At 48.2% G+C, this 20,540-nt stretch carries 21 protein-coding genes and 20 other annotated features; of the genes, 12 read left to right on the plus strand and 9 right to left on the minus strand.

The genetic code is table 11. The features are described 5' to 3' along the window. Positions 1–185: 185 nt before the first annotated feature. Positions 186–191, plus strand: a ribosome-binding site (putative RBS for STM0854; RegulonDB:STMS1H001151). The 5 genes from STM0854 to STM0858 all read left to right on the plus strand — a co-directional run bounded on the left by STM0854 (position 186) and on the right by STM0858 (position 6,026). Then, positions 186–705, plus strand: a protein-coding gene (locus tag STM0854) for a putative cytoplasmic protein (RefSeq protein ID NP_459831.1). Within the gene, positions 190–705 belong to an annotated coding region; the region does not span the whole gene. Its footprint overlaps the feature before it by 6 nt. After that, positions 619–624, plus strand: a ribosome-binding site (putative RBS for STM0855; RegulonDB:STMS1H001152). Its footprint overlaps the gene before it by 6 nt. Then, the gene (locus STM0855) for a putative electron transfer flavoprotein beta subunit (RefSeq protein NP_459832.3) occupies positions 619–1,477 on the plus strand. Within the gene, positions 623–1,477 belong to an annotated coding region; the region does not span the whole gene. Before STM0854 ends, STM0855 begins: the two co-directional genes overlap by 87 nt. Positions 1,478–1,480: 3 nt before the next feature. After that, positions 1,481–1,486, plus strand: a ribosome-binding site (putative RBS for STM0856; RegulonDB:STMS1H001153). Then, positions 1,481–2,435, plus strand: a protein-coding gene (locus STM0856; protein NP_459833.1) for a putative electron transfer flavoprotein alpha subunit. Within the gene, positions 1,488–2,435 belong to an annotated coding region; the region does not span the whole gene. (Overlaps the previous feature by 6 nt.) Before the next feature lie 286 nt (positions 2,436–2,721). Further along, positions 2,722–2,727, plus strand: a ribosome-binding site (putative RBS for STM0857; RegulonDB:STMS1H001154). Beyond that, positions 2,722–3,892 (plus strand): putative acyl-CoA dehydrogenase gene (locus STM0857; protein ID NP_459834.1). Within the gene, positions 2,729–3,892 belong to an annotated coding region; the region does not span the whole gene. Its footprint overlaps the feature before it by 6 nt. 441 nt (positions 3,893–4,333) lie before the next feature. Next, positions 4,334–4,339, plus strand: a ribosome-binding site (putative RBS for STM0858; RegulonDB:STMS1H001155). Further along, positions 4,334–6,026, plus strand: a protein-coding gene (locus STM0858) for a putative dehydrogenase (flavoproteins) (RefSeq protein NP_459835.1). Within the gene, positions 4,341–6,026 belong to an annotated coding region; the region does not span the whole gene. Its footprint overlaps the feature before it by 6 nt. Positions 6,027–6,031: 5 nt before the next feature. Here the strand turns inward: STM0858 and STM0859 are convergent. Together STM0859 and STM0860 are read right to left on the minus strand one after the other, a co-directional pair. Continuing rightward, positions 6,032–6,922 (minus strand): putative LysR family transcriptional regulator, encoded by an 891-nt coding sequence (locus tag STM0859; RefSeq protein NP_459836.1) that lies wholly within the window; start codon positions 6,920–6,922, stop codon positions 6,032–6,034. 264 nt (positions 6,923–7,186) lie between these two features. Then, the gene (locus STM0860) for a putative inner membrane protein (protein ID NP_459837.1) occupies positions 7,187–7,615 on the minus strand. Within the gene, positions 7,187–7,612 belong to an annotated coding region; the region does not span the whole gene. Beyond that, positions 7,610–7,615, minus strand: a ribosome-binding site (putative RBS for STM0860; RegulonDB:STMS1H001156). (Overlaps the previous gene by 6 nt.) A 332-nt stretch (positions 7,616–7,947) precedes the next feature. Continuing rightward, positions 7,948–7,953 (plus strand) — a ribosome-binding site (putative RBS for yliI; RegulonDB:STMS1H001157). On the opposite strand from STM0860, the gene yliI reads away from it, so the two are divergent. Then, positions 7,948–8,639 (plus strand): putative dehydrogenase gene (yliI, locus tag STM0861; RefSeq protein ID NP_447297.1). Within the gene, positions 7,959–8,639 belong to an annotated coding region; the region does not span the whole gene. (Overlaps the previous feature by 6 nt.) On the opposite strand, the gene yliJ is transcribed toward yliI, so the two are convergent. Further along, the gene (gene yliJ, locus STM0862; RefSeq protein ID NP_459839.1) for a putative glutathione S-transferase occupies positions 8,636–9,273 on the minus strand. Within the gene, positions 8,636–9,262 belong to an annotated coding region; the region does not span the whole gene. The genes yliI and yliJ overlap by 4 nt on opposite strands. Further along, positions 9,268–9,273 (minus strand) — a ribosome-binding site (putative RBS for yliJ; RegulonDB:STMS1H001158). It overlaps the preceding gene by 6 nt. Before the next feature lie 212 nt (positions 9,274–9,485). After that, positions 9,486–9,491 (plus strand) — a ribosome-binding site (putative RBS for dacC; RegulonDB:STMS1H001159). On the opposite strand from yliJ, the gene dacC reads away from it, so the two are divergent. Then, positions 9,486–10,708 (plus strand): D-alanyl-D-alanine carboxypeptidase; penicillin-binding protein 6a gene (gene dacC / locus STM0863; protein ID NP_459840.1). Within the gene, positions 9,506–10,708 belong to an annotated coding region; the region does not span the whole gene. It overlaps the preceding feature by 6 nt. A gap of 44 nt (positions 10,709–10,752) precedes the next feature. On the opposite strand, the gene deoR is transcribed toward dacC, so the two are convergent. Beyond that, positions 10,753–11,521, minus strand: a protein-coding gene (gene deoR, locus STM0864) for a transcriptional repressor for deoxyribose operon (DeoR family) (RefSeq protein ID NP_459841.1). Within the gene, positions 10,753–11,511 belong to an annotated coding region; the region does not span the whole gene. Then, positions 11,516–11,521: a ribosome-binding site (putative RBS for deoR; RegulonDB:STMS1H001160), on the minus strand. (Overlaps the previous gene by 6 nt.) A 61-nt stretch (positions 11,522–11,582) precedes the next feature. Further along, the gene (ybjG, locus tag STM0865) for a putative permease (protein ID NP_459842.1) occupies positions 11,583–12,200 on the minus strand. Within the gene, positions 11,583–12,191 belong to an annotated coding region; the region does not span the whole gene. Beyond that, positions 12,195–12,200 (minus strand) — a ribosome-binding site (putative RBS for ybjG; RegulonDB:STMS1H001161). (Overlaps the previous gene by 6 nt.) Positions 12,201–12,495: 295 nt before the next feature. After that, positions 12,496–12,501 (plus strand) — a ribosome-binding site (putative RBS for mdfA; RegulonDB:STMS1H001162). Here ybjG and mdfA point away from each other — a divergent pair. Beyond that, positions 12,496–13,736, plus strand: a protein-coding gene (gene mdfA, locus STM0866; RefSeq protein ID NP_459843.1) for a multidrug translocase. Within the gene, positions 12,504–13,736 belong to an annotated coding region; the region does not span the whole gene. Its footprint overlaps the feature before it by 6 nt. A gap of 53 nt (positions 13,737–13,789) precedes the next feature. Here mdfA and STM0867 read toward each other — a convergent pair. After that, positions 13,790–14,619, minus strand: a protein-coding gene (locus tag STM0867) for a putative hydrolase (RefSeq protein ID NP_459844.1). Within the gene, positions 13,790–14,605 belong to an annotated coding region; the region does not span the whole gene. Continuing rightward, positions 14,602–15,826, minus strand: a protein-coding gene (locus STM0868; protein ID NP_459845.1) for a putative transport protein/putative regulator. Within the gene, positions 14,602–15,813 belong to an annotated coding region; the region does not span the whole gene. Before STM0868 ends, STM0867 begins: the two co-directional genes overlap by 18 nt. Then, positions 14,614–14,619: a ribosome-binding site (putative RBS for STM0867; RegulonDB:STMS1H001163), on the minus strand. Its footprint overlaps the gene before it by 6 nt. Next, positions 15,821–15,826 (minus strand) — a ribosome-binding site (putative RBS for STM0868; RegulonDB:STMS1H001164). (Lies within the gene STM0868.) A gap of 142 nt (positions 15,827–15,968) precedes the next feature. Then, positions 15,969–15,974 (plus strand) — a ribosome-binding site (putative RBS for STM0869; RegulonDB:STMS1H001165). Between STM0868 and STM0869 the strand changes: the two genes are divergently transcribed. Next, positions 15,969–16,601 (plus strand): putative regulator (TetR/Acr family) gene (locus STM0869; protein ID NP_459846.1). Within the gene, positions 15,981–16,601 belong to an annotated coding region; the region does not span the whole gene. It overlaps the preceding feature by 6 nt. Before the next feature lie 116 nt (positions 16,602–16,717). Here the strand turns inward: STM0869 and STM0870 are convergent. Next, positions 16,718–18,418 (minus strand): putative transport protein gene (locus STM0870; RefSeq protein ID NP_459847.1). Within the gene, positions 16,718–18,403 belong to an annotated coding region; the region does not span the whole gene. Beyond that, positions 18,413–18,418 (minus strand) — a ribosome-binding site (putative RBS for STM0870; RegulonDB:STMS1H001166). (Overlaps the previous gene by 6 nt.) Before the next feature lie 243 nt (positions 18,419–18,661). Then, positions 18,662–18,667, plus strand: a ribosome-binding site (putative RBS for ybjM; RegulonDB:STMS1H001167). Here STM0870 and ybjM point away from each other — a divergent pair. Further along, positions 18,662–19,051, plus strand: a protein-coding gene (ybjM, locus tag STM0871) for a putative inner membrane protein (protein NP_459848.1). Within the gene, positions 18,674–19,051 belong to an annotated coding region; the region does not span the whole gene. (Overlaps the previous feature by 6 nt.) A 31-nt stretch (positions 19,052–19,082) precedes the next feature. Here the strand turns inward: ybjM and grxA are convergent. Continuing rightward, positions 19,083–19,356 (minus strand): redox coenzyme for glutathione-dependent ribonucleotide reductase glutaredoxin1 gene (gene grxA / locus STM0872; RefSeq protein ID NP_459849.1). Within the gene, positions 19,083–19,346 belong to an annotated coding region; the region does not span the whole gene. Further along, positions 19,351–19,356 (minus strand) — a ribosome-binding site (putative RBS for grxA; RegulonDB:STMS1H001168). It overlaps the preceding gene by 6 nt. A 149-nt stretch (positions 19,357–19,505) precedes the next feature. Then, positions 19,506–19,511, plus strand: a ribosome-binding site (putative RBS for ybjC; RegulonDB:STMS1H001169). On the opposite strand from grxA, the gene ybjC reads away from it, so the two are divergent. Both ybjC and mdaA read left to right on the plus strand, forming a co-directional pair. Further along, the gene (ybjC, locus tag STM0873) for a putative inner membrane protein (protein NP_459850.1) occupies positions 19,506–19,806 on the plus strand. Within the gene, positions 19,516–19,806 belong to an annotated coding region; the region does not span the whole gene. It overlaps the preceding feature by 6 nt. Continuing rightward, positions 19,778–19,783 (plus strand) — a ribosome-binding site (putative RBS for mdaA; RegulonDB:STMS1H001170). (Overlaps the previous gene by 6 nt.) Then, positions 19,778–20,512, plus strand: a protein-coding gene (gene mdaA, locus STM0874) for an oxygen-insensitive NADPH nitroreductase (RefSeq protein NP_459851.1). Within the gene, positions 19,790–20,512 belong to an annotated coding region; the region does not span the whole gene. The genes ybjC and mdaA overlap by 29 nt, the downstream gene beginning before the upstream one ends. Positions 20,513–20,540 lie beyond the last annotated feature (28 nt).

The raw sequence follows: 20,540 nt of genomic DNA on the forward strand, positions 1-20,540 counted from the left end.
ACGTTATTTATATCAAATAATTAAATTTTATTTTTATCTTTGTTATTGTAACAATAAATTACATGTTTCTTTCTGTTATCAGCGAACCTGAACCAATTTTAATGGGGGGTTAGATAAAAGCTAATTCAGAAAATTATTTTTTTAAGATATATTGAATTATCAGATGCTCCATTCAAATGAGAGACGAGAATGCAAACGTTAGAACGGTTTTTTCTTTTCGTTACGGGGGACCAACCTGAACGATTTGAAAAAGCAAATAGCAGTTGTGCTGATAGCGTAATCCTTGATTTAGAAAATGCGGTGTCATCTGAGAAAAAAATAATTGCCAGAGAAAATGCTCTGAATTTCATGAGTAATGATGAAAAAGTACTGATTGCTGTACGTGCAAAAATTGTAATAACTTCACGCCTGGCTGGATCATATCCTTCTGTTGACGGTATCACAACTGAATTTATGAAAAACGAGTTGACAATACAAAATGCTATTCACTCCTGTAAAATGGGGTTCAGTGGCAAGGTATGTATTCACCCTCCACAAATTTCACATGTAAACAGAGCATTCAGCTATTTAAAACAAGAAATCGAGTGGGTTCCCCAGATTATGCGACTGGCTCAATATCCCCATGGAGCGTTCAGTCATGAAGGGCAAATGGTGGATAAACCGTTACTGGAAAAAGCAAAAAGGATTTTGGCTCATAGCATTTAGTAAATATATGAAGGAGTCACCAATGAAAGCTTTAGTTTGTGTAAAACAAGTTGTCGATCATAACGTTAGAATTAGAATAAAGCGAGATCATTCTGATGTTGATATTTCTGATTCAAAACTCAGTATCAATCCATTTGATGAAATTGCAGTTGAAGAAGCAGTACGTTTAAAAGAACGGGGATTAATCAGTGAGGTTGTTGTAGTGTCTATAGGAAACACAGGTGTAGGGGATGTATTGCGTACAGCACTGGCAGCAGGGGCAGACAGGGCAATACACATATTAACAAAAAACTCTCTTACACCACTAATTGTGGCCAAAACTATCACCGCTATTACCCGGAATGAAAAACCCGATATTATATTATTAGGCAAGCAAGCTATTGACGATGATTGTAATCAGGTAGGCCAAATGCTGGCAGCATTACTCGATCTTCCCCAAGCCACTAATGTTAGTGAAATTACTATTTCTGATAATTCATTAACTGCTGTTCGTGAGGTTGATGGAGGATTAGAAACGTTAAATTTATCCCTGCCTGCAGTACTCACTACAGATCTACGTCTGAATACACCGAGGAATATCAGCTTGCCGAATGTTATTAAAGCCAAAAAGAAACCTGTTAAGGAGATAGATTTCGATTCACTTGGTATTAACCCGTCATCCAGATTGACTATTATTAAAGTTGATGAGCCAGCAAGAAGGAAAGCAGGCATAATCGTTCCAGATATTAACACGCTGCTAGATAAATTAAAAAACGAAGAAAAAGTAATTTAAGGAGGAAAATATGGCTTCTTTAGTTATTGCTGAACATAACGGCAATACTCTTTTACCTTCAACACTCAGTACTATCACTGCGGCAAAAGCCATTAATAGTGATATAGATATACTTATGTTAGGATATGGTATAGAAAGTATTGCAGTTAAAGCCAGTCATATTCAGGGGATATCCACTGTATTTGTTGCTGACAGCCCACTATTCGAACACCTTCTGGCAGAGAATGTGGAAAAACAGATCAGCTATTTTTTGAATAGTGGGAAAAATCATTATCAGTCCATTCTTTTTCCTGCAAGCTCTTTTGGAAAAAACTGTGCGCCACGCTTAGCAGCAAAACTTGATGTATCTCAGATTAGTGATATTACGCGTGTCATTGATCAACATACCTTTGAACGTCCAATCTATGCGGGTAACGCTATTGCCACAGTACACAGTGATGATGAATATAAAGTGATAACTGTTCGTCCTACCTCATTTGCGGCTGCGGTTGCGGAAGATGAGGGAAAAGCCCCCATTGAATTTACAGAGGTTGTTCTTGGTTCAGATCAGGTAAAATTTATTAGCCAACATGTTAATAAAAGTAACCGTCCAGACTTACAATCCGCCAGAGTTGTAGTATCAGGTGGACGAGGAGTAGGAAGTGCACAGGCATTCAAAGAACTTGTTGATAACCTGGCAGATAAATTAGGCGCTGCCGTGGGGGCAAGCCGGGCTGCTGTAGATGCTGGTTATGCACCAAATGATTATCAGATTGGCCAGACCGGAAAAATCGTTGCGCCTCAACTTTATATTGCTCTGGGAATTTCTGGCGCCATACAACATCTTGCCGGGATGAAAGAGTCAGGCGTCATTGTCGCTATTAATAAGGATCCTGACGCTCCTATCTTTTCTATTGCGGATTATGGTTTGGTAGCTGATATTTTCAAAGCTGTACCTGAACTTATCGATAAATTATAAATCATATTTTTTCCTCCTTAAAGGTAACTTTTATGCAATATACTGATATTCAAATTTGGCAGCCTGGCATTCTGCGCAACACCGATTATCTTAACCCCGGTCCCGCTAAGCTGCTGGCCGCCACTCTGGATAAAGACATCAAAATCTTTAAAGAGGGGGGGCGTTCTGCCAGAATTATGGCACTGGCTCTATTTTCTTCCTGTCGACCGCCAGTCAGATCTATCTGCTGATGGTCATCCGATAAAAGGTCATTTTCTACCCCCTGTTGGCGCTGGTTTATTGAGGAAAAAATTATGAAAAGTATTGAAAAGGATAAATATCAGGATATTCGTGATGCGGTTCGTTCATTATGTAGTGAATTTGATGATAAATATCACCGTAAGATAGATGAAGCAAAAGCCTATCCTGAAGAGTTTGTTAATAAACTAACCAAAGCTGGTTGGCTGGCTGCGCTCATCCCGGAGGAATTTGGAGGGTCAGGGCTTGGTTTAACTGAAGCATCTATTATCATGGAAGAGATCAATAGATCGGGTGGAAACTCTGGAGCCTGCCATGGTCAGATGTATAACATGAATACGTTGTTACGTCATGGATCCGATAAACAGAAAGAATTCTGGCTGCCACGGATAGCTACTGGTGAATGGCGCCTGCAGTCGATGGGCGTCACAGAACCCACAGCAGGTACAGATACCACCAGAATTAAAACTACAGCTGTAAAAAGAGAAGACCGGTATGTGATAAACGGACAAAAAGTCTGGATTTCACGTGTTCAACATTCAGACTGGATGATTCTTCTGGTTCGAACTACTCCGCTTGCAAATGTAAAACGTAAATCCGAAGGGATGTCTATTTTCATGGTTGATATTAAAGAAGCTATGAAAAATGGAATGACAGTACGACCTATTCCCAATATGGTCAATCATGAAACCAACGAGCTCTTTTTTGACAACCTGGAAATTCCCGAAGAAAATCTTATTGGTGAAGAGGGTATGGGTTTTCATTACATACTTGATGGTTTAAATGCAGAGCGTACCTTGATTGCGGCAGAATGTATAGGCGATGGATATTGGTTTATGGATCGTGTTACCCGCTATACCTGCGAGCGTGAGGTTTTTGGTCGTCCCATTGGTCAGAACCAGGGGGTGCAGTTTCCTATTGCAGAAGCATTTATTGCAGTGGAAGCGGCTAATCTGATGCGTTTTAAAGCGTGCGAGCTTTTTGATCAGCATCTTGATTGTGGAGCACAGGCTAATATGGCGAAATACCTTGCTGCGAAAGCCAGCTGGGAAGCAGCCAATGCCTGCCTGCAATTTCATGGTGGATATGGTTTTGCCTGTGAGTATGATATCGAACGAAAGTTTAGAGAAACACGTTTATATCAGGTTGCTCCCATATCTACCAACCTGATCCTGAGCTATATCGCTGAGCATGTGCTGGAGATGCCACGTTCATTCTGATGTCAAATCAATTGGAAAAATATTATGAAACAGTTACCTCTGTCCGGAGTCATTATAGTCTCGATTGAACATGTCATTGCCACTCCCTTCTGTACCCGACAGTTGGCTGATTATTTCTCGCGGGTAACTATAATAGAATGCCAAGAAAACAGGGACTTTTCCTGCAATTATGATGAACGGCTTAAAAATGATTTGTGTATATTCTTTTTCATCTGAGGGAGAAAGCTAAATATAAATGTTATGGAATGCTTCATCATCATCGACATTTTTTTAATAGTTGATAACTGGCTATATAGTCTTATAGGCACCTTTTTCTAAGGTTGAACATTCCTATACCATTTCATCTGTTTTATCACTATGATATTTATTTCATTGGTTACAATATGAATGCAATTTTATTTACATAATATAGCTGTTCCTACGGTGCTGAAAAATTAAGGAGTTAATAATGAACGATACACTTTCTAATACCCAGCAATCACGTGAGACAATAGAATGTGATGTTCTTATTGTGGGAGCAGGACCCGCCGGATTATCTGCAGCTCTTAAACTTAAATTACAGGCAAATGACGCAGGAAAAGAACTGTCCATTATCGTCCTTGATAAAGGAGCTGAGCCTGGTTCTCATATTCTCAGTGGGGCAGTCATGGATCCCCGAGCGCTGAATGAACTAATTCCTGATTGGCAGGAAAGAGGCGCACCCATTAAACAGCCTGTTACTCAGGATAAATTACTGTTACTGACGAATGAAAAATGTATTAATTTGCCGGATGCATTGATTCCTGATAATTTTCGCAACCATGGAAACTTTATCGTAAGCCTCGGTAATCTCATTAAATGGCTCGCCGGTCAGGCAGAAACGTCAGGCGTGGATATTTATGCAGGCTTTTCGGCAACTGAGATACTGTATGATCAGGATACTAACATTATCGGTGTAGTAACTGGTGATATGGGACGTCATCGGGATGGCAGCAAGAAAGAGGGGTTCCTGAGTGGAATAGAAATTCTGGCAAAATATACAATTTTTGCCGAAGGGGCCCGCGGTAGTCTGGCTAAAGAACTGATCAAAAAATTTCATCTTGATACAGGCAAAGCACCCCAGAGTTTTAGCATAGGCATAAAAGAGTTGTGGGAGGTTCCATCAGACCAGTCCCATCCGGGGCTTGTAATTCACACCACAGGTTGGCCTCTGGATAAAGAGTCGTTCGGGGGTGGGTTTCTCTATCATCTTAATGATAATAAAATTGCACTAGGTTTGGTTGTGGGACTTGATTATTCAAATCCCTGGTTAAGCCCTTTTCAGGAAATGCAGCGCCTGAAAACACACCCTTCTATACGCAAATACATTGACCGGGGTAAGCGTATTGGTTATGGCGCAAGAGCAATCAATAACGGCGGGATTGCGTCTATGCCTGATCCCTGTTTACCTGGTGGTCTGCTGATTGGTTGTAATGCCGGTACGCTCAATGCAAGTAGAATCAAGGGCATCCATACAGCTATCAAAAGTGGCATGATAGCGGCTGACGCTATATTTAATGCTTTGCTGGACAACAGGAAAAACGACATACTGACAGAATATCAAACATTACTGCGACAGAGCTGGCTTTGGCAGGAACTGGAAAATGGTAGTAATTTCAAACCCTGGTTTAAAAAAGGGCGTGTGATAGGTTTTATTATGACTGGCATTGAGCATTGGCTGCTTCCCCGAATGGGTATAAAAAAAATCCCCTGGCGTGTAAAAAATAACCGACCGGACAATATCACTCTGCAACCGGCCAACAAAAGCCAGAAAAAACTGTACGACAAACCTGACGGTAAACTGACGTTTGATATTTTGTCATCCGTCTATCTCAGTAACACCTGGCATGATGACGACCAGCCAGTACATTTGAAAATCAGTGATCAGAATATCCCTATATCCATTAATCTGGATATTTATGGTGGCCCCGAAGAACGATATTGCCCTGCCGGAGTATATGAATTTTTACAGGATAGTGAAACACAAAATATGCGTCTGCAAATAAATTCACAGAACTGTATTCACTGTAAAGTTTGTGACATTAAAGATCCTAAACAAAATATAACCTGGACTACGCCTGAAGGTGGCAACGGACCAAATTATACAGGGATGTAACGCTATCACTCAGTCTGAGCTGTGAGCATAGTAACCAGTTTTTGTGTGAAGCCGGGTAATTTGTCAAAGCTTCTGGCGCAGATTTGTAATTTTCTTAATGACCAAAATTCATCAAGATCAATAATCGAAAATTCATGCAACTGACGCAAACGGGATGCAGCAGAGTGAGGCATTATACCAATGCCCACTTTTGCTTCAACCATACGGCAAAATGTTTCAAAGTTGCCGACCTGTATTCTAATTTTCAGTTTAGATGGTACTAGTTCTGCCTTTTTTCGGATAAATTCAAACATTCCTGTCCCTTCAGGCAGGCTGATTTGTTCATATTGAATTAATTCATGAAAGGTCACGCTTTTTCTGTCAGCAAAGGGATGGTCTGTCGCGGTGATAAGCACTAGCCTATCAGTACGGAACGGCAGTATTTCAAGATTATCTGTTGTAATATTACCAGCAACAATTCCGAGATCAGTTTTCCCCTCAATAACAGAACGTACAATTTCCGGACTTGGATACTCCCTGAGATCAATATTCACATCGTTATATAGTGTAAGGAAATGGCTTAACAATGGGGGGAGATACTCTGCAATAGCAGTTATACTGGAAAATATTCTGACATGTCCTTTGATGCCTTTAACATGCTCCTGCATATCGCTACGTAACATTTCCATCTGATTCACAATAAGGCTGGCGTGGTGTTTAAATGTTTCACCAGCAGAGGATAACGTTATCCCCTTGCTACTACGATACAGCAATCTCAGATTGATACTCTGTTCAAGATTACGTATACGCACGCTACCAGATGCGGCAGACATGTAAGTTTTTTCCGCTCCACGTGTTATGCTCCCTTCTTCACTGATAGCAAGGAATAATTTTAAATCTTTTATATCAAAGTGCATCGTTGTGGCTCATAATTAACGTATAATACAGTGTGCTGCTTTTTTATAGACTCAGTCAGACTGAGTATTTCGGCCTATCCGAATTCCTGTCACGTCGAGATAACTACAAAATGTAGGCTGACGGTGTCACCGCCCTACCATGATCCGGGGCGGATCTGGTAGGACGCTGGTGACCGCTGACAGGGGGTCAGGTCAGACATATTGTCGGAACCGTTGTAACGTAGATGCTAATACCTGCTCCCCGTGGTCATCAGGTTAACCCGTTTACAGCGGTTTTTTCAGCCCCGGCAGATTTATCATAAACTGATCACCGTAAATATGTGGAATCAGCCAAGTAAAGAACAGATTGGCAAACGCCACCACAAACAATGATACGCCTCCATAGGTCAATAAAGCGCATACAAGAATAATCATCGGCATGGCTTTGTTCTGGCCCACCATACAGGTCACAGCACTGACAATTGAGTAGTAAAAACCAGCAAGTTCAATCAGCTTGCCAAATACTGCACCCAGCAGAAAGACAGGAAAATAAAGTTTTACAAAACCGATCAACTTATCCATAAATATATCACTGAAAACCGGGGCGACCGTCACTGGACGGGTGAACAGAACTGCGCCAAGTGCTACCAGCGGAGCAAAAAGGATCACACTGTAACCACGATAAGCGACCAGCATCAGTAATGAATACATTCATTGTCTTATCTCGCTAGCATGACTACCCATTTTATCCATGTTATGCAACAGCTTGTGTCATATTTTTCTGATCTCCATTTTAGATCAGACAGGCTATTACTCAGGGATTCCGGCGCGAAGAATGGAACATACTCTAAAAAGTACTCGGCGGATTCAAGTCGGTATCACTCCGTTAATAATCTTTATTCTCGACCCGCTGCATGTTGATTTTACGGTTAAACGCCGTTCTCTTATTCATCGCAGGAGTAAACCATCATGACACGCAGTGAAATCCCCAGAAAACGATCATGTATTCAATCGTTGATTATCGTTTCGAATACCGACTTTTATCGCAGGATTTATGATGGCTAAAGTCGATGTGAAATGCCCGTTTTGCGCGCAAACGGCATCCGTTAAAAAGTATGGTCCGGGGAGTGCAGGGCACCAGCATTACCGCTGTCAGGTATGTTGCCGCAGCTTTCAGGTCGACTATGAATACCGCGCCTGTCAGCCCGGCATGAAAGAGCAGGTTGTTGATCTTGCCATGTACACTGCCGGTATTCGTAATCCGCAGGGGCTGGCCATCAATCCCTGGAGCGGCGCGCTATGGCTGCATGAACACGGTCCGCGCGGCGGCGATGAAATTAACATCCCGGAAAAAGGCAAAAATTATGGCTGGCCGCTGGCCACATGGGGCGTCAACTATAGTGGTCTGAAAGTGCCGGAAGCCAAAGGTGAAATTGTCGAGGGAACGGCGCAACCGGTTTACTACTGGAAGGATTCTCCAGCGATCAGCGGGATGGCTTTTTATGCCAGCGACGTTTTTGCGCCGTGGCGGCACAAACTGTTTATCGGCGCGCTAAAAGATAAAGAGGTCATTGTGATGCGCGTCGATGGCAATACGGTGACGGAAGAAGGCCGTATTCTGGGTGACAGAAAGCAACGTATCTACGATGTGCGTGTCGGACCTGACGGCTACTTATATGTGTTAACCGATGAGTCCGACGGGCAGTTACTCAAGGTAAGTCCTGCAGCCACGCGTTAGGTCACCGGGATCATCACCACTTTGCGAAAAGCAGGGCGCTCGGTAAGCTGCTGATACCAGCGTTCCAGATTCGGGCGCGGCGTCCATTTCAGACCCACGTTCAGCAGGTTATAGACGAAAGGCGCAATAGCGATATCACCGGTGCCAAAGTTATCCCCTGAGAACCACGGCTGGTGGGCCAGCGCATCATCAAGAAGCGCAAACAGGCTATCACACTTTTCGATACCGGCTTCAATTGCCGCCTGGTCGCGTTTTTCCGGCGGGGTTCTGACCAGTCCCATCAGGATCACGCGGTGCGCCGGGCTTAACGTTTGATTCGCCCAGTCCATCCATTTTTCGCCCTCCGCACGCCGCGCCGGATTATCAACCCATAGCCGGTTCTGGCCGTATTGCGCCGCCAGATAGCGGACAATGGCATTGGATTCCCACAATAACAGGTCGGTTTCATCATCTTTAAGCAGCGGCACCAGCCCATTAGGATTCATCGCCAGATAGTCGGCATCCTGGTTAACGCCGAATTTTCCGCCTGCCAGAATTTGATCGTATGGCAGTTCCAGCTCTTCAAGCGTCCACAACACTTTTTTAACATTAGTCGAGTTGTTCCGGCCCCACAGCGTAATCATATTAACCCCTTCCGTTTTATCAGGATGATGACAGTAATCGGCCTACCGTGAGATAAACCTAACATTTACACAATGGTCTGTAAAAAAATCGTTATGAAGGAAGCGTAACGGGATGTTATTGCATAAACTTTAAAAACTTTACCAAGTTACGGTTTCTTTAACGTCGTGAGTGCGTTATTACTCACCGCACTTATTACACGGTGGTGTGACGTGTGTTTTTGGAATGGATACTCGGGTGGTACTATGACGCAATACGCTTCTTCCCTTCGTAGCCTCGCGGCAGGTTCGGTTCTCTTATTCCTTTTCGCTTCGCCTGTAAAGGCAGAGGAACAAACGATCGCGCCGCCGGGCGTTGATGCGCGAGCCTGGATCTTAATGGATTACGCCAGCGGTAAAGTACTGGCGGAAGGCAACGCCGATGAGAAACTCGACCCTGCCAGTTTGACAAAAATTATGACCAGCTACGTGGTGGGCCAGGCGCTGAAGGCAGGGAAAATCAAGCTGACCGATATGGTGACGGTGGGCAAAGATGCCTGGGCGACGGGGAACCCGGCGCTACGTGGGTCGTCGGTGATGTTTCTGAAGCCAGGCGATCAGGTGTCGGTTGCGGATCTTAATAAAGGCATCATCATTCAGTCAGGTAACGATGCCTGTATCGCGCTTGCCGACTACGTCGCCGGAAGCCAGGAGTCCTTTATCGGCCTGATGAACGCCTATGCGAAACGACTGGGGTTAACCAATACAACCTTCCAGACGGTACACGGTCTTGATGCGCCAGGGCAGTTCAGTACCGCTCGCGATATGGCGTTGCTCGGCAAGGCCTTGATTCACGATGTGCCTGACGAATACGCCATTCATAAAGAAAAAGAATTTACTTTTAATAATATTCGTCAGCCAAACCGCAACCGCCTGTTGTGGAGCACCAATCTGCATGTCGACGGCATGAAAACGGGGACAACGGCTGGCGCTGGGTATAACCTTGTCGCCTCCGCCACCCAGGGCGATATGCGCCTGATCTCTGTCGTGCTGGGGGCGAAAACGGACCGTATTCGTTTTAATGAGTCAGAAAAACTGCTGACCTGGGGTTTCCGCTTCTTTGAAACGGTCACGCCGATTAAACCTGACGCGACATTCGTGACGCAGCGGGTCTGGTTTGGCGATAAGCATGAGGTCAATTTGGGGGCGGGCGATGCGGGGTCTGTGACGATTCCGCGTGGGCAGCTTAAAAACCTGAAGGCCAGCTTTACGTTGAACGAACCACAGCTCACGGCGCCGTTGAAGAAAGGGCAGGTTGTCGGCACCATCGATTTCCAGCTTAACGGAAAATCCATTGAGCAACGCCCGTTAATGGTGATGGAAAACGTCGAGGAGGGGGGATTTTTCAGCCGGATGTGGGATTTTGTGCTGATGAAACTCCATCAGTGGTTTGGCAGTTGGTTCTCGTAAAATAACTCCGTAGCCGGGTGCGCGTCGCATCCGGCTACGGGCGGTTAATACATCAGAGTAATTTGTTGCGCTTTAGCGTAGGCCACAAAGGCCTCATCGGGACGGCGGTCGCTGATAATCGTATCAAAGCGTGATAATTCCCCCATCCGCGCCGGACGTACCTTGCCGAATTTACTGTGATCCACCACCAGTACATGGCACTGTGCCATTGTCATTGCCCAATGTTTTACCGGCAGCTCTTCCAGATTAAAGCAGGTAGCGCCTTTACTGGTATGAACGCCAGCGGCGGAATAAAACGCGATATCCGGACAAATATTGTTTAACGTTTCATGGAAATCAAGCGGTTTGAAAATGGCGTTGCTGGCGTGAAACTCCCCGCCGCTGAGGATGGCGCGGCAATGGGGTTTGTCCTGCAGCGCCAGGAAGGTATTAAGTGAATAGCACACCGCCGTAAAGGGAAGGTCATTATCAATGGCTTCAATGATCCACGGCGTGGTGGTGCCGCAGTCAATAAATACCGTCTGATGCGCTTGTACCAGGCCCGCAGCCAGCTGAGCGGCTCGGCGTTTTTCTTCCACCAGACGAGATTTTTGATCGCTTAACAGATAATGACTGGCGCTGCGGGGCTCCAGTACGATATAGCCGCCTAGCAACACGACAGGCGCGCTTTTATGGTTCAGGTCGCGACGAATGGTCATTTCAGAGACGCCCAACAGGGTCGCGGCTTCTTTAAGATGAAGTTTATCGCTGCGTTTTAAGGCCTGCAGCAATTGACCAATACGCTCGTCGCGTCGCGTTTCCATAGTTCCCCTGGAGAGTTAAATAAGCGCTCCGCACCATACAGAGCGCTTAATATTACTCTTTTTTTCGCTATTTAGTCACGTACCCAGCCTTTTCGAATGGGCAATGCGAAACAGAAACGGTAACAACGTTGCAGCGCCTGGTAGAGCGGCGCGCCGTACCACTGCCAGATCAGCTGTGCGCTCAGGCAGCCAAGCATCGCTACCAGCAGCGCGCCAATCATATCTAACGGCCAGTGTACGCCGAGATAGACGCGCGACCAGGCGATGGTAATGGCTATCGCCATCATCACGATGCCTGACCAGAGGCGGTGCCAGAACAAAAACGCCAGCGCAAAGGTAAAAATCACCGTACCGTGATCGCTGGGGAACGAGTCATCGGCGGCATGATGCAGGAAGTTATAGCCGATATGATCGACAAACGGACGGTCGTGCGGGAAAAGGTGTCCCATTGTCCAGGAGACCGCCAGACTGATAATCAGCGCGATGCCGATTTTAACGATCAGCTGGCGCTGGGCGCAGACCCGATCGCGGGGCCCCCACAGCCAGAGTACCACGGCTAAGAGCGGGACGATGTTGATGACATCTTTGGCGATAAAGATAGCGAGCGAAATTATCCACTGCGCGGAATCAGGCGTGGCGTTAATAAAATAAAACAGCGAGTTGTTAAGGTTTTCCAGCATAACATCCAGGCTCGGAGCAATGAAATCAAAAGGGATAGCCAGCTCATCCCCGTGCAAACTGAGCATAAATGCAGCGTAACAGGGAGGAAAAGCAGTATTGTCTTATTTGGCGGCAACATGAAGAGATTTAAGACAATGGCATAAAATAACGTTGATGATAACGGCGCAAACTTAAATTAACCTTAAAGTACGCAAGCGCTAAGCGGCTTTCTGTAAAAATGTGCGCTATTTCCCTTGCAGCCTCATAATTCGCTATCTCAGTTCCCCGACTTTCATTACACTCTGCGCGGTTTTTATTGGCGAAGAGATGGTATGCAGAATCGTTTACAATCAGGCGGCAGGCTGGGACGTCAGGCGCTGCTTTTTCCTCTCTGTCTGGTGCTGTACGAGTTTTCTACTTATATTGGCAACGACATGATCCAGCCGGGTATGCTGGCGGTGGTTGAGCAGTATCAGGCGGGCCTGGACTGGGTTCCGACGTCCATGACCGCTTATCTGGCGGGCGGTATGTTCTTACAGTGGCTGCTTGGCCCGTTGTCTGACCGGATTGGCCGTCGTCCCGTGATGCTGGCGGGCGTCGTGTGGTTTATTGTCACCTGCCTGGCGACGTTACTGGCGAAAAACATCGAACAATTTACCTTCCTGCGTTTTTTGCAAGGGATTAGCCTGTGTTTTATCGGCGCTGTAGGGTATGCCGCGATTCAGGAGTCCTTTGAGGAGGCGGTGTGTATAAAAATTACCGCGCTGATGGCGAACGTGGCGTTAATCGCGCCGCTACTGGGACCACTGGTTGGGGCGGCATGGGTGCATGTTCTGCCGTGGGAGGGGATGTTTATTTTATTTGCCGCACTGGCCGCTATCGCCTTTTTCGGGCTACAGCGCGCAATGACGGAGACCGCCACGCGGCGGGGCGAAACGCTGTCATTTAAGGCGCTGGGCCGGGATTATCGGTTGGTGATAAAAAACCGGCGGTTCGTCGCAGGGGCGTTAGCGCTGGGATTTGTCAGCCTGCCGTTGTTGGCCTGGATTGCGCAGTCGCCGATTATCATCATTAGCGGCGAACAGCTCAGCAGCTATGAATATGGTCTGCTGCAGGTGCCCGTTTTTGGCGCGCTCATTGCCGGTAATCTGGTGTTGGCGCGTTTAACCTCCCGACGTACGGTTCGCTCGCTGATCGTGATGGGCGGCTGGCCTATCGTCGCGGGGCTGATCATCGCCGCGGCGGCGACGGTGGTTTCATCCCATGCTTATTTATGGATGACGGCGGGATTAAGCGTATACGCTTTTGGCATTGGGCTGGCGAATGCCGGACTGGTGCGTCTGACGCTCTTTTCCAGCGATATGAGTAAAGGAACGGTCTCGGCGGCGATGGGAATGCTACAAATGCTGATTTTTACCGTTGGCATTGAAGTCAGTAAACACGCCTGGTTAAGCGGCGGCAATGGGCTATTTAGCCTGTTTAATCTGGCAAACGGTATTCTTTGGCTACTGCTGATGCTGGTCTTCTTAAAAGATAAGCGGACGGGGAATTTGCAAACAGTCTGAGAGAGCGGCTACGCCTGATAAGCTTTCTGTTATCAGGCATAGAGAGGCATCCGCTAGACGTTGAACGGCGGCTCGTTGTTTAATACGCTGTCGATAATATCCAGCACGCCTTCCTGGTTGTTCGATCCGGCGCGGTATTTCGCCGCCGCCGCGACTGCTTCGCTGGCGTGCGACATGGCAAAACTAAACCCGGCCTGACGCAGCATCTCAATATCGTTGCCGCCGTCGCCGAATACCACCACTTCACTATCATGAATGCCCCAGCGCTGCTGTAACAGACGCAGGCCGTTGGCTTTATGCACGCCGGGAATAATTAAATCAATACTGCCATAGCCGGTATGAACGGGAACCATGATATCGCCAATGGCGTCGTGCAGCGCCGCCTGTACTTCCGGTATCCGTTCATCGGTAATATTAAGGCCGAATTTGAAAAAGACATCGTTGATATTATTAAAATTATCCACAAACTCCAGACGATGATAATACATTGCCGCAACGGCTTTTAACGCATCGTCGTAGCGTTTCAGCGTGTAGGCGCTGTTTTTTCCACAGGCGATGATCTCCACATCGGCGCGTGTGAGCAGGTGTTCGACAACCGCCTGGAAGTCGGCTTTTGTCAGCTCGCCGTTAAAAATATCCTCGCCTTCGCTGACCACCCAGCCGCCGTTTTCCGCGACAAAAGCGATTTCGTGCGCAATTTCCGGAAAGAACGAGATTAACTGGTAATACTGGTTGCCGCTGGCCACGACAAAGCGAATGCCTTGCCGCTTCATTTGTTGGTACTGCGCCATAAACCGGTCACGGTTATAGGTTTTTTGATCGCTCAGAAAAGTGCCGTCCATGTCGACGGCGATTAATTTGATACTCATGCGTTATGCTCCATCACCGGTTGCGGAGTCGATACAGGTTTGGCGACGGCCTTCGCCACCAGCGCCGCCAGAATAACCAGCGCCAGCACAACCATCATGGCGCTGCGTAATCCATAATGCTCTCCCAGATAGCCCAACAGCGGCGGCCCGACCAAAAACGCCAGATAGCCGGTCGTGGCGACAACGCTCACGCGCGTCGGCGCGTCGGGACCGGTATCGCTGGCGGCGGAAATGGTCAGCGGGAAGCCGAGCGAAGCGCCTAAGCCCCAAAGAATGACCGAGACGCCGGCGACCCAGTCGCTATCGACAAAAATAATCAGGCCAATGCCCAGCGCTCCCATCAACGCGCTGGCGCGAACAACCGTCACCCGGCTATAGCGGTCAATAAACCAGCCGCCGGTAAAGCGGCCAACGGTCATACCAAGCGTGAAACCGGCGTAGATCAGAGAGCCGGAGGTTGGGCTAAAACCGTGTCCGTCTACCATCAGTAGCGGTAGCCAGTCATTCGCAGATCCTTCGGCGAATGCCATTGCCAGCACCACCACGCCAATAAGCAAAAGCTGGATGTCCCGATAAAAAGGTAATCCTTTTTCCTGAAGGTGAGAATCTTCCGATGCGTTTTTACCCGTACCGTCAGGGATCGCCCGAATGGCGATGAAAATGGGCGCGATCGCCACGGCAGCCGCGAGGATGATATGGATGTTAGCCGGGACGCTTAATGCGGTTAACGCCATGCCGACACCAGCGCCCGCCAGCGTGCCGAAACTGTAGAAACCATGCATCATCGGCAGAACGGTTTTATTCAGCTCGCGTTCGACCGCCGCGCCTTCGACATTAATCGCCACTTCGGCGGCGCCAAAACTGGCGCCGAAAACGGCTAATCCAAGGGCAAAAATCAGCGGCGAGGCGCACCACAGCGCGACGCTAAGAATAACCATCCCGGTTACTGCACAGGTCATCGTCGTGCGAATAACCTTCCGGGTGCCAAATCGTTTCACCAGCCAGGCGGAACAAAGAATACCGCTCATTGAACCGATAGAAAGCCCGAATAAGACCGCCCCCATTTCCGCGGTAGAGACGGAAAGAATATCCCGAATAGCAGGCGTTCGGGTTGCCCAGGAGGCCATCAGCAGTCCGGGTAAAAAGAAGAACATAAACAGCGCCCAGGTACGGCGTTTTAAGGCGTTACGTGAGGAGAGGACGGTCATAGCGTCAGGCCAGAAAATAGAAGCGAGAGGTAAACATTAGCAAGCTTGTGTACATTTGTACATATCATCGTCATACTTCATTGTGCAGACAGTTTTTACTGTCTGTTTTTTCAGCGTAAGCGGCAGGCTACTATCGCCTGCATCCTGAATGAGATGTGGAACTCATCATGAAAGAAAATGCCGTAAGACGCGCCAATGATCCTAAGCGACGGGAAAAAATAATTCAGGCCACACTGGAAGCGGTAAAGACCTATGGCGTTCATGCCGTGACGCACCGGAAAATCGCCGCTATCGCTCAGGTGCCGCTTGGCTCGATGACCTACTATTTTGCCGGTATGGATGCGTTATTGAGTGAAGCTTTTACACTTTTCACCGAGAACATGTCGCGTCAATACCAGGACTTTTTTGCGCAGGTGACGGATGCGGAGGGGGCGTGCCAGGCGATAACGGAAATGATTTACGGCTCGCAGGTTACGACGCCGGATAATATGGCGTTAATGTATCAGTTATATGCCTATGCCAGCGATAAGCCGGCGTTAAAAATAGTCATGCAAAACTGGATGCAGCGTAGCCAGAATACGCTGGCGCAGTGGTTTGACGCACAGACCGCCCGAGCGCTGGATGCGTTTATCGAGGGGATGACGCTGCATTTTGTAACGGATCGAACGCCGCTGGCGCGTGAAGCGATTTTACAGATGGTAAAGCGAATCGCCGGAGTGTCAATGTCGTGTCACTCTGCGTTGGGCAACAAAAAACCCACCAACCTTGAACCGAAATGGCGGGGTTGATGGGCTCCACAAAATGGGGACATCAAAGAAAAGCAGTGGCAATAGGTATGACTGATGCTTTAACGAAAAGTTCGACCTATTGGCAAAATTTTTTCACTTAAAGGCAAACTTCAGTTTTATCCTAACCCCGGCCAGATGATGACAATAAGCGTCCCCGCCAGCGTTAGCAGAACGTTGGCGATGGCGTAAGTCCCCGCATAACCCAGCGCTGGAATATTACTGCGCGCCGTATCGCTAATGATTTCCATCGCCGGGGCGCAGGTACGCGCGCCCATCATGGCACCGAACAGCAGCGCCCGGTTCATGCGCAGCACATAAGCGCCAAACAAGAAGCAGATCACCACCGGTACCAGGCTGACGACAAGCCCGGCGATCAGCATTTGTCCGCCGACCGCGCCCAGACCGTTGCTGATACCGCTGCCGGCGCTTAAACCAACGCCTGCCATAAACACCATCAAGCCGAATTCTTTCACCATATTAAGCGCGCCCTGCGGAATATAACCAAAGGTAGGATGGTTAGCGCGCAGGAAACCGAGCATGATCCCGGCGAACAGCAATCCGGCCGCGTTGCCGATACCGAAACTAAAATTGCTGAACTGGAAGGTAATCATCCCGATCATTAACCCGATGATAAAAAAAGCGCAGAAGGCAAGCAGGTCCGTCACCTGACTATGAATCGAAATAAAACCAATGCGATCGGCGATGGTTTTTACGCGTCTGGCGTCGCCGCTCACCTGTAACACGTCGCCTTTATTCAGCACGACGTTATCGTCGATAGGCATTTCGATCTGGCTGCGGATGACGCGGTTAAGGAAGCAGCCATGATCGGTCAGCTTGAGCTGAGCGAGGCGGCGACCGACCGCATTGTGGTTTTTCACCACAATTTCTTCCGTCACGATGCGCATATCAAGCAGATCGCGATCAAATACTTCCTTACCATTACGGAAGCTGGGATCGAGCCTGGCGTGCGCGTCCGGATAGCCGACCAGCGCAATCTCATCGCCCATTTGCAGCACCGCATCGCCATCCGGGTTCGCCAGAATACCGTTACGGCGAATACGTTCGATATAGCAGCCTGTCTGGCGGTAAATACCCAGCTCGCGCAGGTTTTTACCGTCAGTCCAGGCCACCAGTTCCGGGCCAACCCGATAGGCGCGGATAACCGGCAAATAAACCTTGCGATTAGCATCGGTATCCAGACCGCGCTCGCGAGCAATTTGCTGGGCGCTGGTTTGCAAATCCTGATGCTGTAGTTTAGGCAAGTAGCGCGCGCCCACGATCAGACTGACCAACCCAATCAGATAGGTCAGGGCATAGCCCAGGCTCAGATTATCAAGAGCGGAGGAGAGTTGGGTGCTGGCGATGCCGGAATGTCGCAGGGTATCGCCTGCGCCAACCAGCACGGGCGTGGAGGTCATTGAGCCGGCCAGCATACCGGCCGTCAGGCCGATATCCCAGCCGAATAGCTTACCAAGGCCTAAGGCGATTAGCAGAGCGCTACCGACCATGACCAGGGCAAGCATCAGATAATTTTTACCGTCGCGAAAAAAAATCGAAAAAAAGTTGGGGCCAGCCTCGACGCCGACACAAAAAATAAACAGCATAAATCCCAGATTTAGCGCGTCGGTGTTAATACTGAAGTGTTGCTGCCCTAATAATAGAGAGACCACTAAAACGCCAATGGAATTACCAAGTTGGACTGAACCCAGACGTAACTTGCCAAGACACAGGCCAAGAGCCAGGACCACAAATAATAACAGGATGTAATTCCCATTTAACAAATCTGCGACGTTTATATTCACGGAGACTAACTTCTTGTTTACGAGTAAGCTGTTGAAAGAAATGGTAATTTACGCTACTGTTTTTATCATGAATTAAGGGTGCAATCGTATTGCATACAGCATCCAAATAAAAACAACACAACAATATATCCTGCTAGTTTAATCTTATTGCGTACTAACGGCTATAAGAATCGTGCAGGTGTGTTTTTGGCATGGAATGCCACATGACTTTATCTGACTGGATGCCTCACGGCGGAAAGCGTGTTCGATAGAGAGTGTCAGGAGGAACGATTGAAACATAAACACGGGTGGGCAAGCGTTGTCTGCTGCTTTGTACTCTTTATTGTGGTGTGTCTTTCATTAACTATGCATGTACAAGGCGCTTTTCGCGCGGCAGGGCATCCTGAGATTGGACTGTTATTTTTTACGTTGCCTGGTGCGGTGGCCAGCTTTTGTTCTCACCGGCGCGAGGTGATCCGACCGCTGATCGGGGCGATGCTGGCGGCGCCGTTTTGCCTGGTGTTAATGCGCGTGGTATTTATGCCTACCCGATCGTTTTGGCAAGAACTCGCGTGGTTATTTAGCGCCGTATTCTGGTGTGCGTTAGGCGCGCTCTGTTATTTGTTTATTAGCAGCCTGTTTAGCCACCGGCGAAAAAAACGCCGATAGCGCCCTCCGTCAGAGGGCGTTGCCAGAGCAATCAGGCGAAAAGATTCAGATTTTCTTTTGCCCATGCTTCAAAATCCGTACAGCCGCCGATATGTTTTTGATCGACAAAAATCTGCGGTACGGTTTCTACAGGTTTACCTACGGTTTTTTCCAAATCCGCTTTAGTAATGCCTTCAGCATGGATATCAATATAGCGGTAGTTGAAATCGTCGCGTTCTTTGCTCAGTTTTTCCGCCAACTCTTTTGCACGCACGCAATAAGGGCACCCTGGACGGCCAAAAATAACAGTAAACATATCTCTCCTCGAACATAAAGCCAGACGGCGAACAGGTGTTATCATGCCGCGATTTACGGCAGATGAAAAGCAGGTTACGCCTGTTCCTTTGATAACCCAGGGCTATATCTGTTAAGCACGCCGGACCAGAACGTTCTACACTGTGCGTCAGTTAACCGGGAGGCTTGATATGCGCACGATTGGCGTGTTACCCAAAAGCGTACTGATACTGGAATACCTCGGTATGATTTTGCTGGCGCTTGCTCTGCTATCGCTTAATCATTACCTTACGCTGCCCGCGCCGTTCAATACGCCGCTGGCTGGCGTATTGATGGTTTTCCTCGGCGTCGTGTTGATCCTCCCCGCCGCGGTGGCGATGATGTGGCGTATTGCGCAGTTACTGGCGCCGCAGTTGATGAAACGTCCACCCGACATTTCTTCCCGTTCAGATAGAGAAAAGCATAATGAGTCCGACCATTGAACTTCTTTGTGGCCATCGTTCTATTCGCCATTTCACCGATGAACCCGTGACTGACGCGCAGCGAGAGGCCATTATTGCCGCCGCGCGCAGCACGTCCAGTTCCAGTTTTTTACAGTGCAGCTCTATTATCCGTATTACCGATCGGGCGCTGCGTGAGGCGTTAGTGCCCCTGACGGGCGGGCAAAAGCATGTGGCGCAGGCCGCTGAGTTCTGGGTATTTTGCGCCGATTTTAATCGTCATTTGCAGATCTGTCCTGACGCGCAGCTGGGGCTTGCCGAACAACTGTTGCTCGGTGTCGTCGATACGGCGATGATGGGGCAAAACGCGCTGACGGCGGCGGAATCACTGGGGTTAGGCGGCGTGTATATCGGCGGCATCCGTAACAATATTGAGTCTGTTACCGAACTATTAAAATTGCCGAAGCATGTATTGCCGCTCTTTGGCCTGTGTTTGGGATGGCCTGCGGATAATCCGGATCTGAAACCGCGCCTGCCTGCCGAGCTTGTGGTTCATGAGAACCAGTATCAACCGCTTGATGAAAAGCTGCTGGCGCGCTATGACGAGCAGTTGGCTGAGTATTATCTGACCCGCGGCAGTAATACGCGACGCGATACCTGGAGCGATCATATCCGTCGCACCCTGATTAAAGAAAATCGCCCATTTATCCTTGAATATTTGCATAAACAGGGCTGGGCGACGCGCTAAAACCTGCGGGCCAGTGTATGATACGCGG

This window comes from Salmonella enterica subsp. enterica serovar Typhimurium str. LT2 (assembly GCF_000006945.2).
Classification (GTDB): Bacteria; Pseudomonadota; Gammaproteobacteria; order Enterobacterales; family Enterobacteriaceae; genus Salmonella; species Salmonella enterica.

What these genes read in the sequence shown, in the direction of transcription:
- ybjG (NP_459842.1), bottom strand. Translation starts at nt 12,191, where the DNA reads ATGCTGGAAAACCTTAACAACTCGCTGTTTTATTTTATTAACGCCACG.
- STM0856 (NP_459833.1), top strand. Translation starts at nt 1,488, where the DNA reads ATGGCTTCTTTAGTTATTGCTGAACATAACGGCAATACTCTTTTACCT.
- grxA (NP_459849.1), bottom strand. Translation starts at nt 19,346, where the DNA reads ATGTTTACTGTTATTTTTGGCCGTCCAGGGTGCCCTTATTGCGTGCGT.
- yliI (NP_447297.1), top strand. Translation starts at nt 7,959, where the DNA reads ATGGCTAAAGTCGATGTGAAATGCCCGTTTTGCGCGCAAACGGCATCC.
- yliJ (NP_459839.1), bottom strand. Translation starts at nt 9,262, where the DNA reads ATGATTACGCTGTGGGGCCGGAACAACTCGACTAATGTTAAAAAAGTG.
- STM0858 (NP_459835.1), top strand. Translation starts at nt 4,341, where the DNA reads ATGAACGATACACTTTCTAATACCCAGCAATCACGTGAGACAATAGAA.
- STM0857 (NP_459834.1), top strand. Translation starts at nt 2,729, where the DNA reads ATGAAAAGTATTGAAAAGGATAAATATCAGGATATTCGTGATGCGGTT.
- mdaA (NP_459851.1), top strand. Translation starts at nt 19,790, where the DNA reads ATGAGTCCGACCATTGAACTTCTTTGTGGCCATCGTTCTATTCGCCAT.
- STM0860 (NP_459837.1), bottom strand. Translation starts at nt 7,612, where the DNA reads ATGTATTCATTACTGATGCTGGTCGCTTATCGTGGTTACAGTGTGATC.
- STM0868 (NP_459845.1), bottom strand. Translation starts at nt 15,813, where the DNA reads ATGACCGTCCTCTCCTCACGTAACGCCTTAAAACGCCGTACCTGGGCG.
- dacC (NP_459840.1), top strand. Translation starts at nt 9,506, where the DNA reads ATGACGCAATACGCTTCTTCCCTTCGTAGCCTCGCGGCAGGTTCGGTT.
- STM0854 (NP_459831.1), top strand. Translation starts at nt 190, where the DNA reads ATGCAAACGTTAGAACGGTTTTTTCTTTTCGTTACGGGGGACCAACCT.
- mdfA (NP_459843.1), top strand. Translation starts at nt 12,504, where the DNA reads ATGCAGAATCGTTTACAATCAGGCGGCAGGCTGGGACGTCAGGCGCTG.
- STM0859 (NP_459836.1), bottom strand. Translation starts at nt 6,922, where the DNA reads ATGCACTTTGATATAAAAGATTTAAAATTATTCCTTGCTATCAGTGAA.
- STM0867 (NP_459844.1), bottom strand. Translation starts at nt 14,605, where the DNA reads ATGAGTATCAAATTAATCGCCGTCGACATGGACGGCACTTTTCTGAGC.
- deoR (NP_459841.1), bottom strand. Translation starts at nt 11,511, where the DNA reads ATGGAAACGCGACGCGACGAGCGTATTGGTCAATTGCTGCAGGCCTTA.
- STM0855 (NP_459832.3), top strand. Translation starts at nt 623, where the DNA reads ATGGAGCGTTCAGTCATGAAGGGCAAATGGTGGATAAACCGTTACTGG.
- ybjC (NP_459850.1), top strand. Translation starts at nt 19,516, where the DNA reads ATGCGCACGATTGGCGTGTTACCCAAAAGCGTACTGATACTGGAATAC.
- STM0869 (NP_459846.1), top strand. Translation starts at nt 15,981, where the DNA reads ATGAAAGAAAATGCCGTAAGACGCGCCAATGATCCTAAGCGACGGGAA.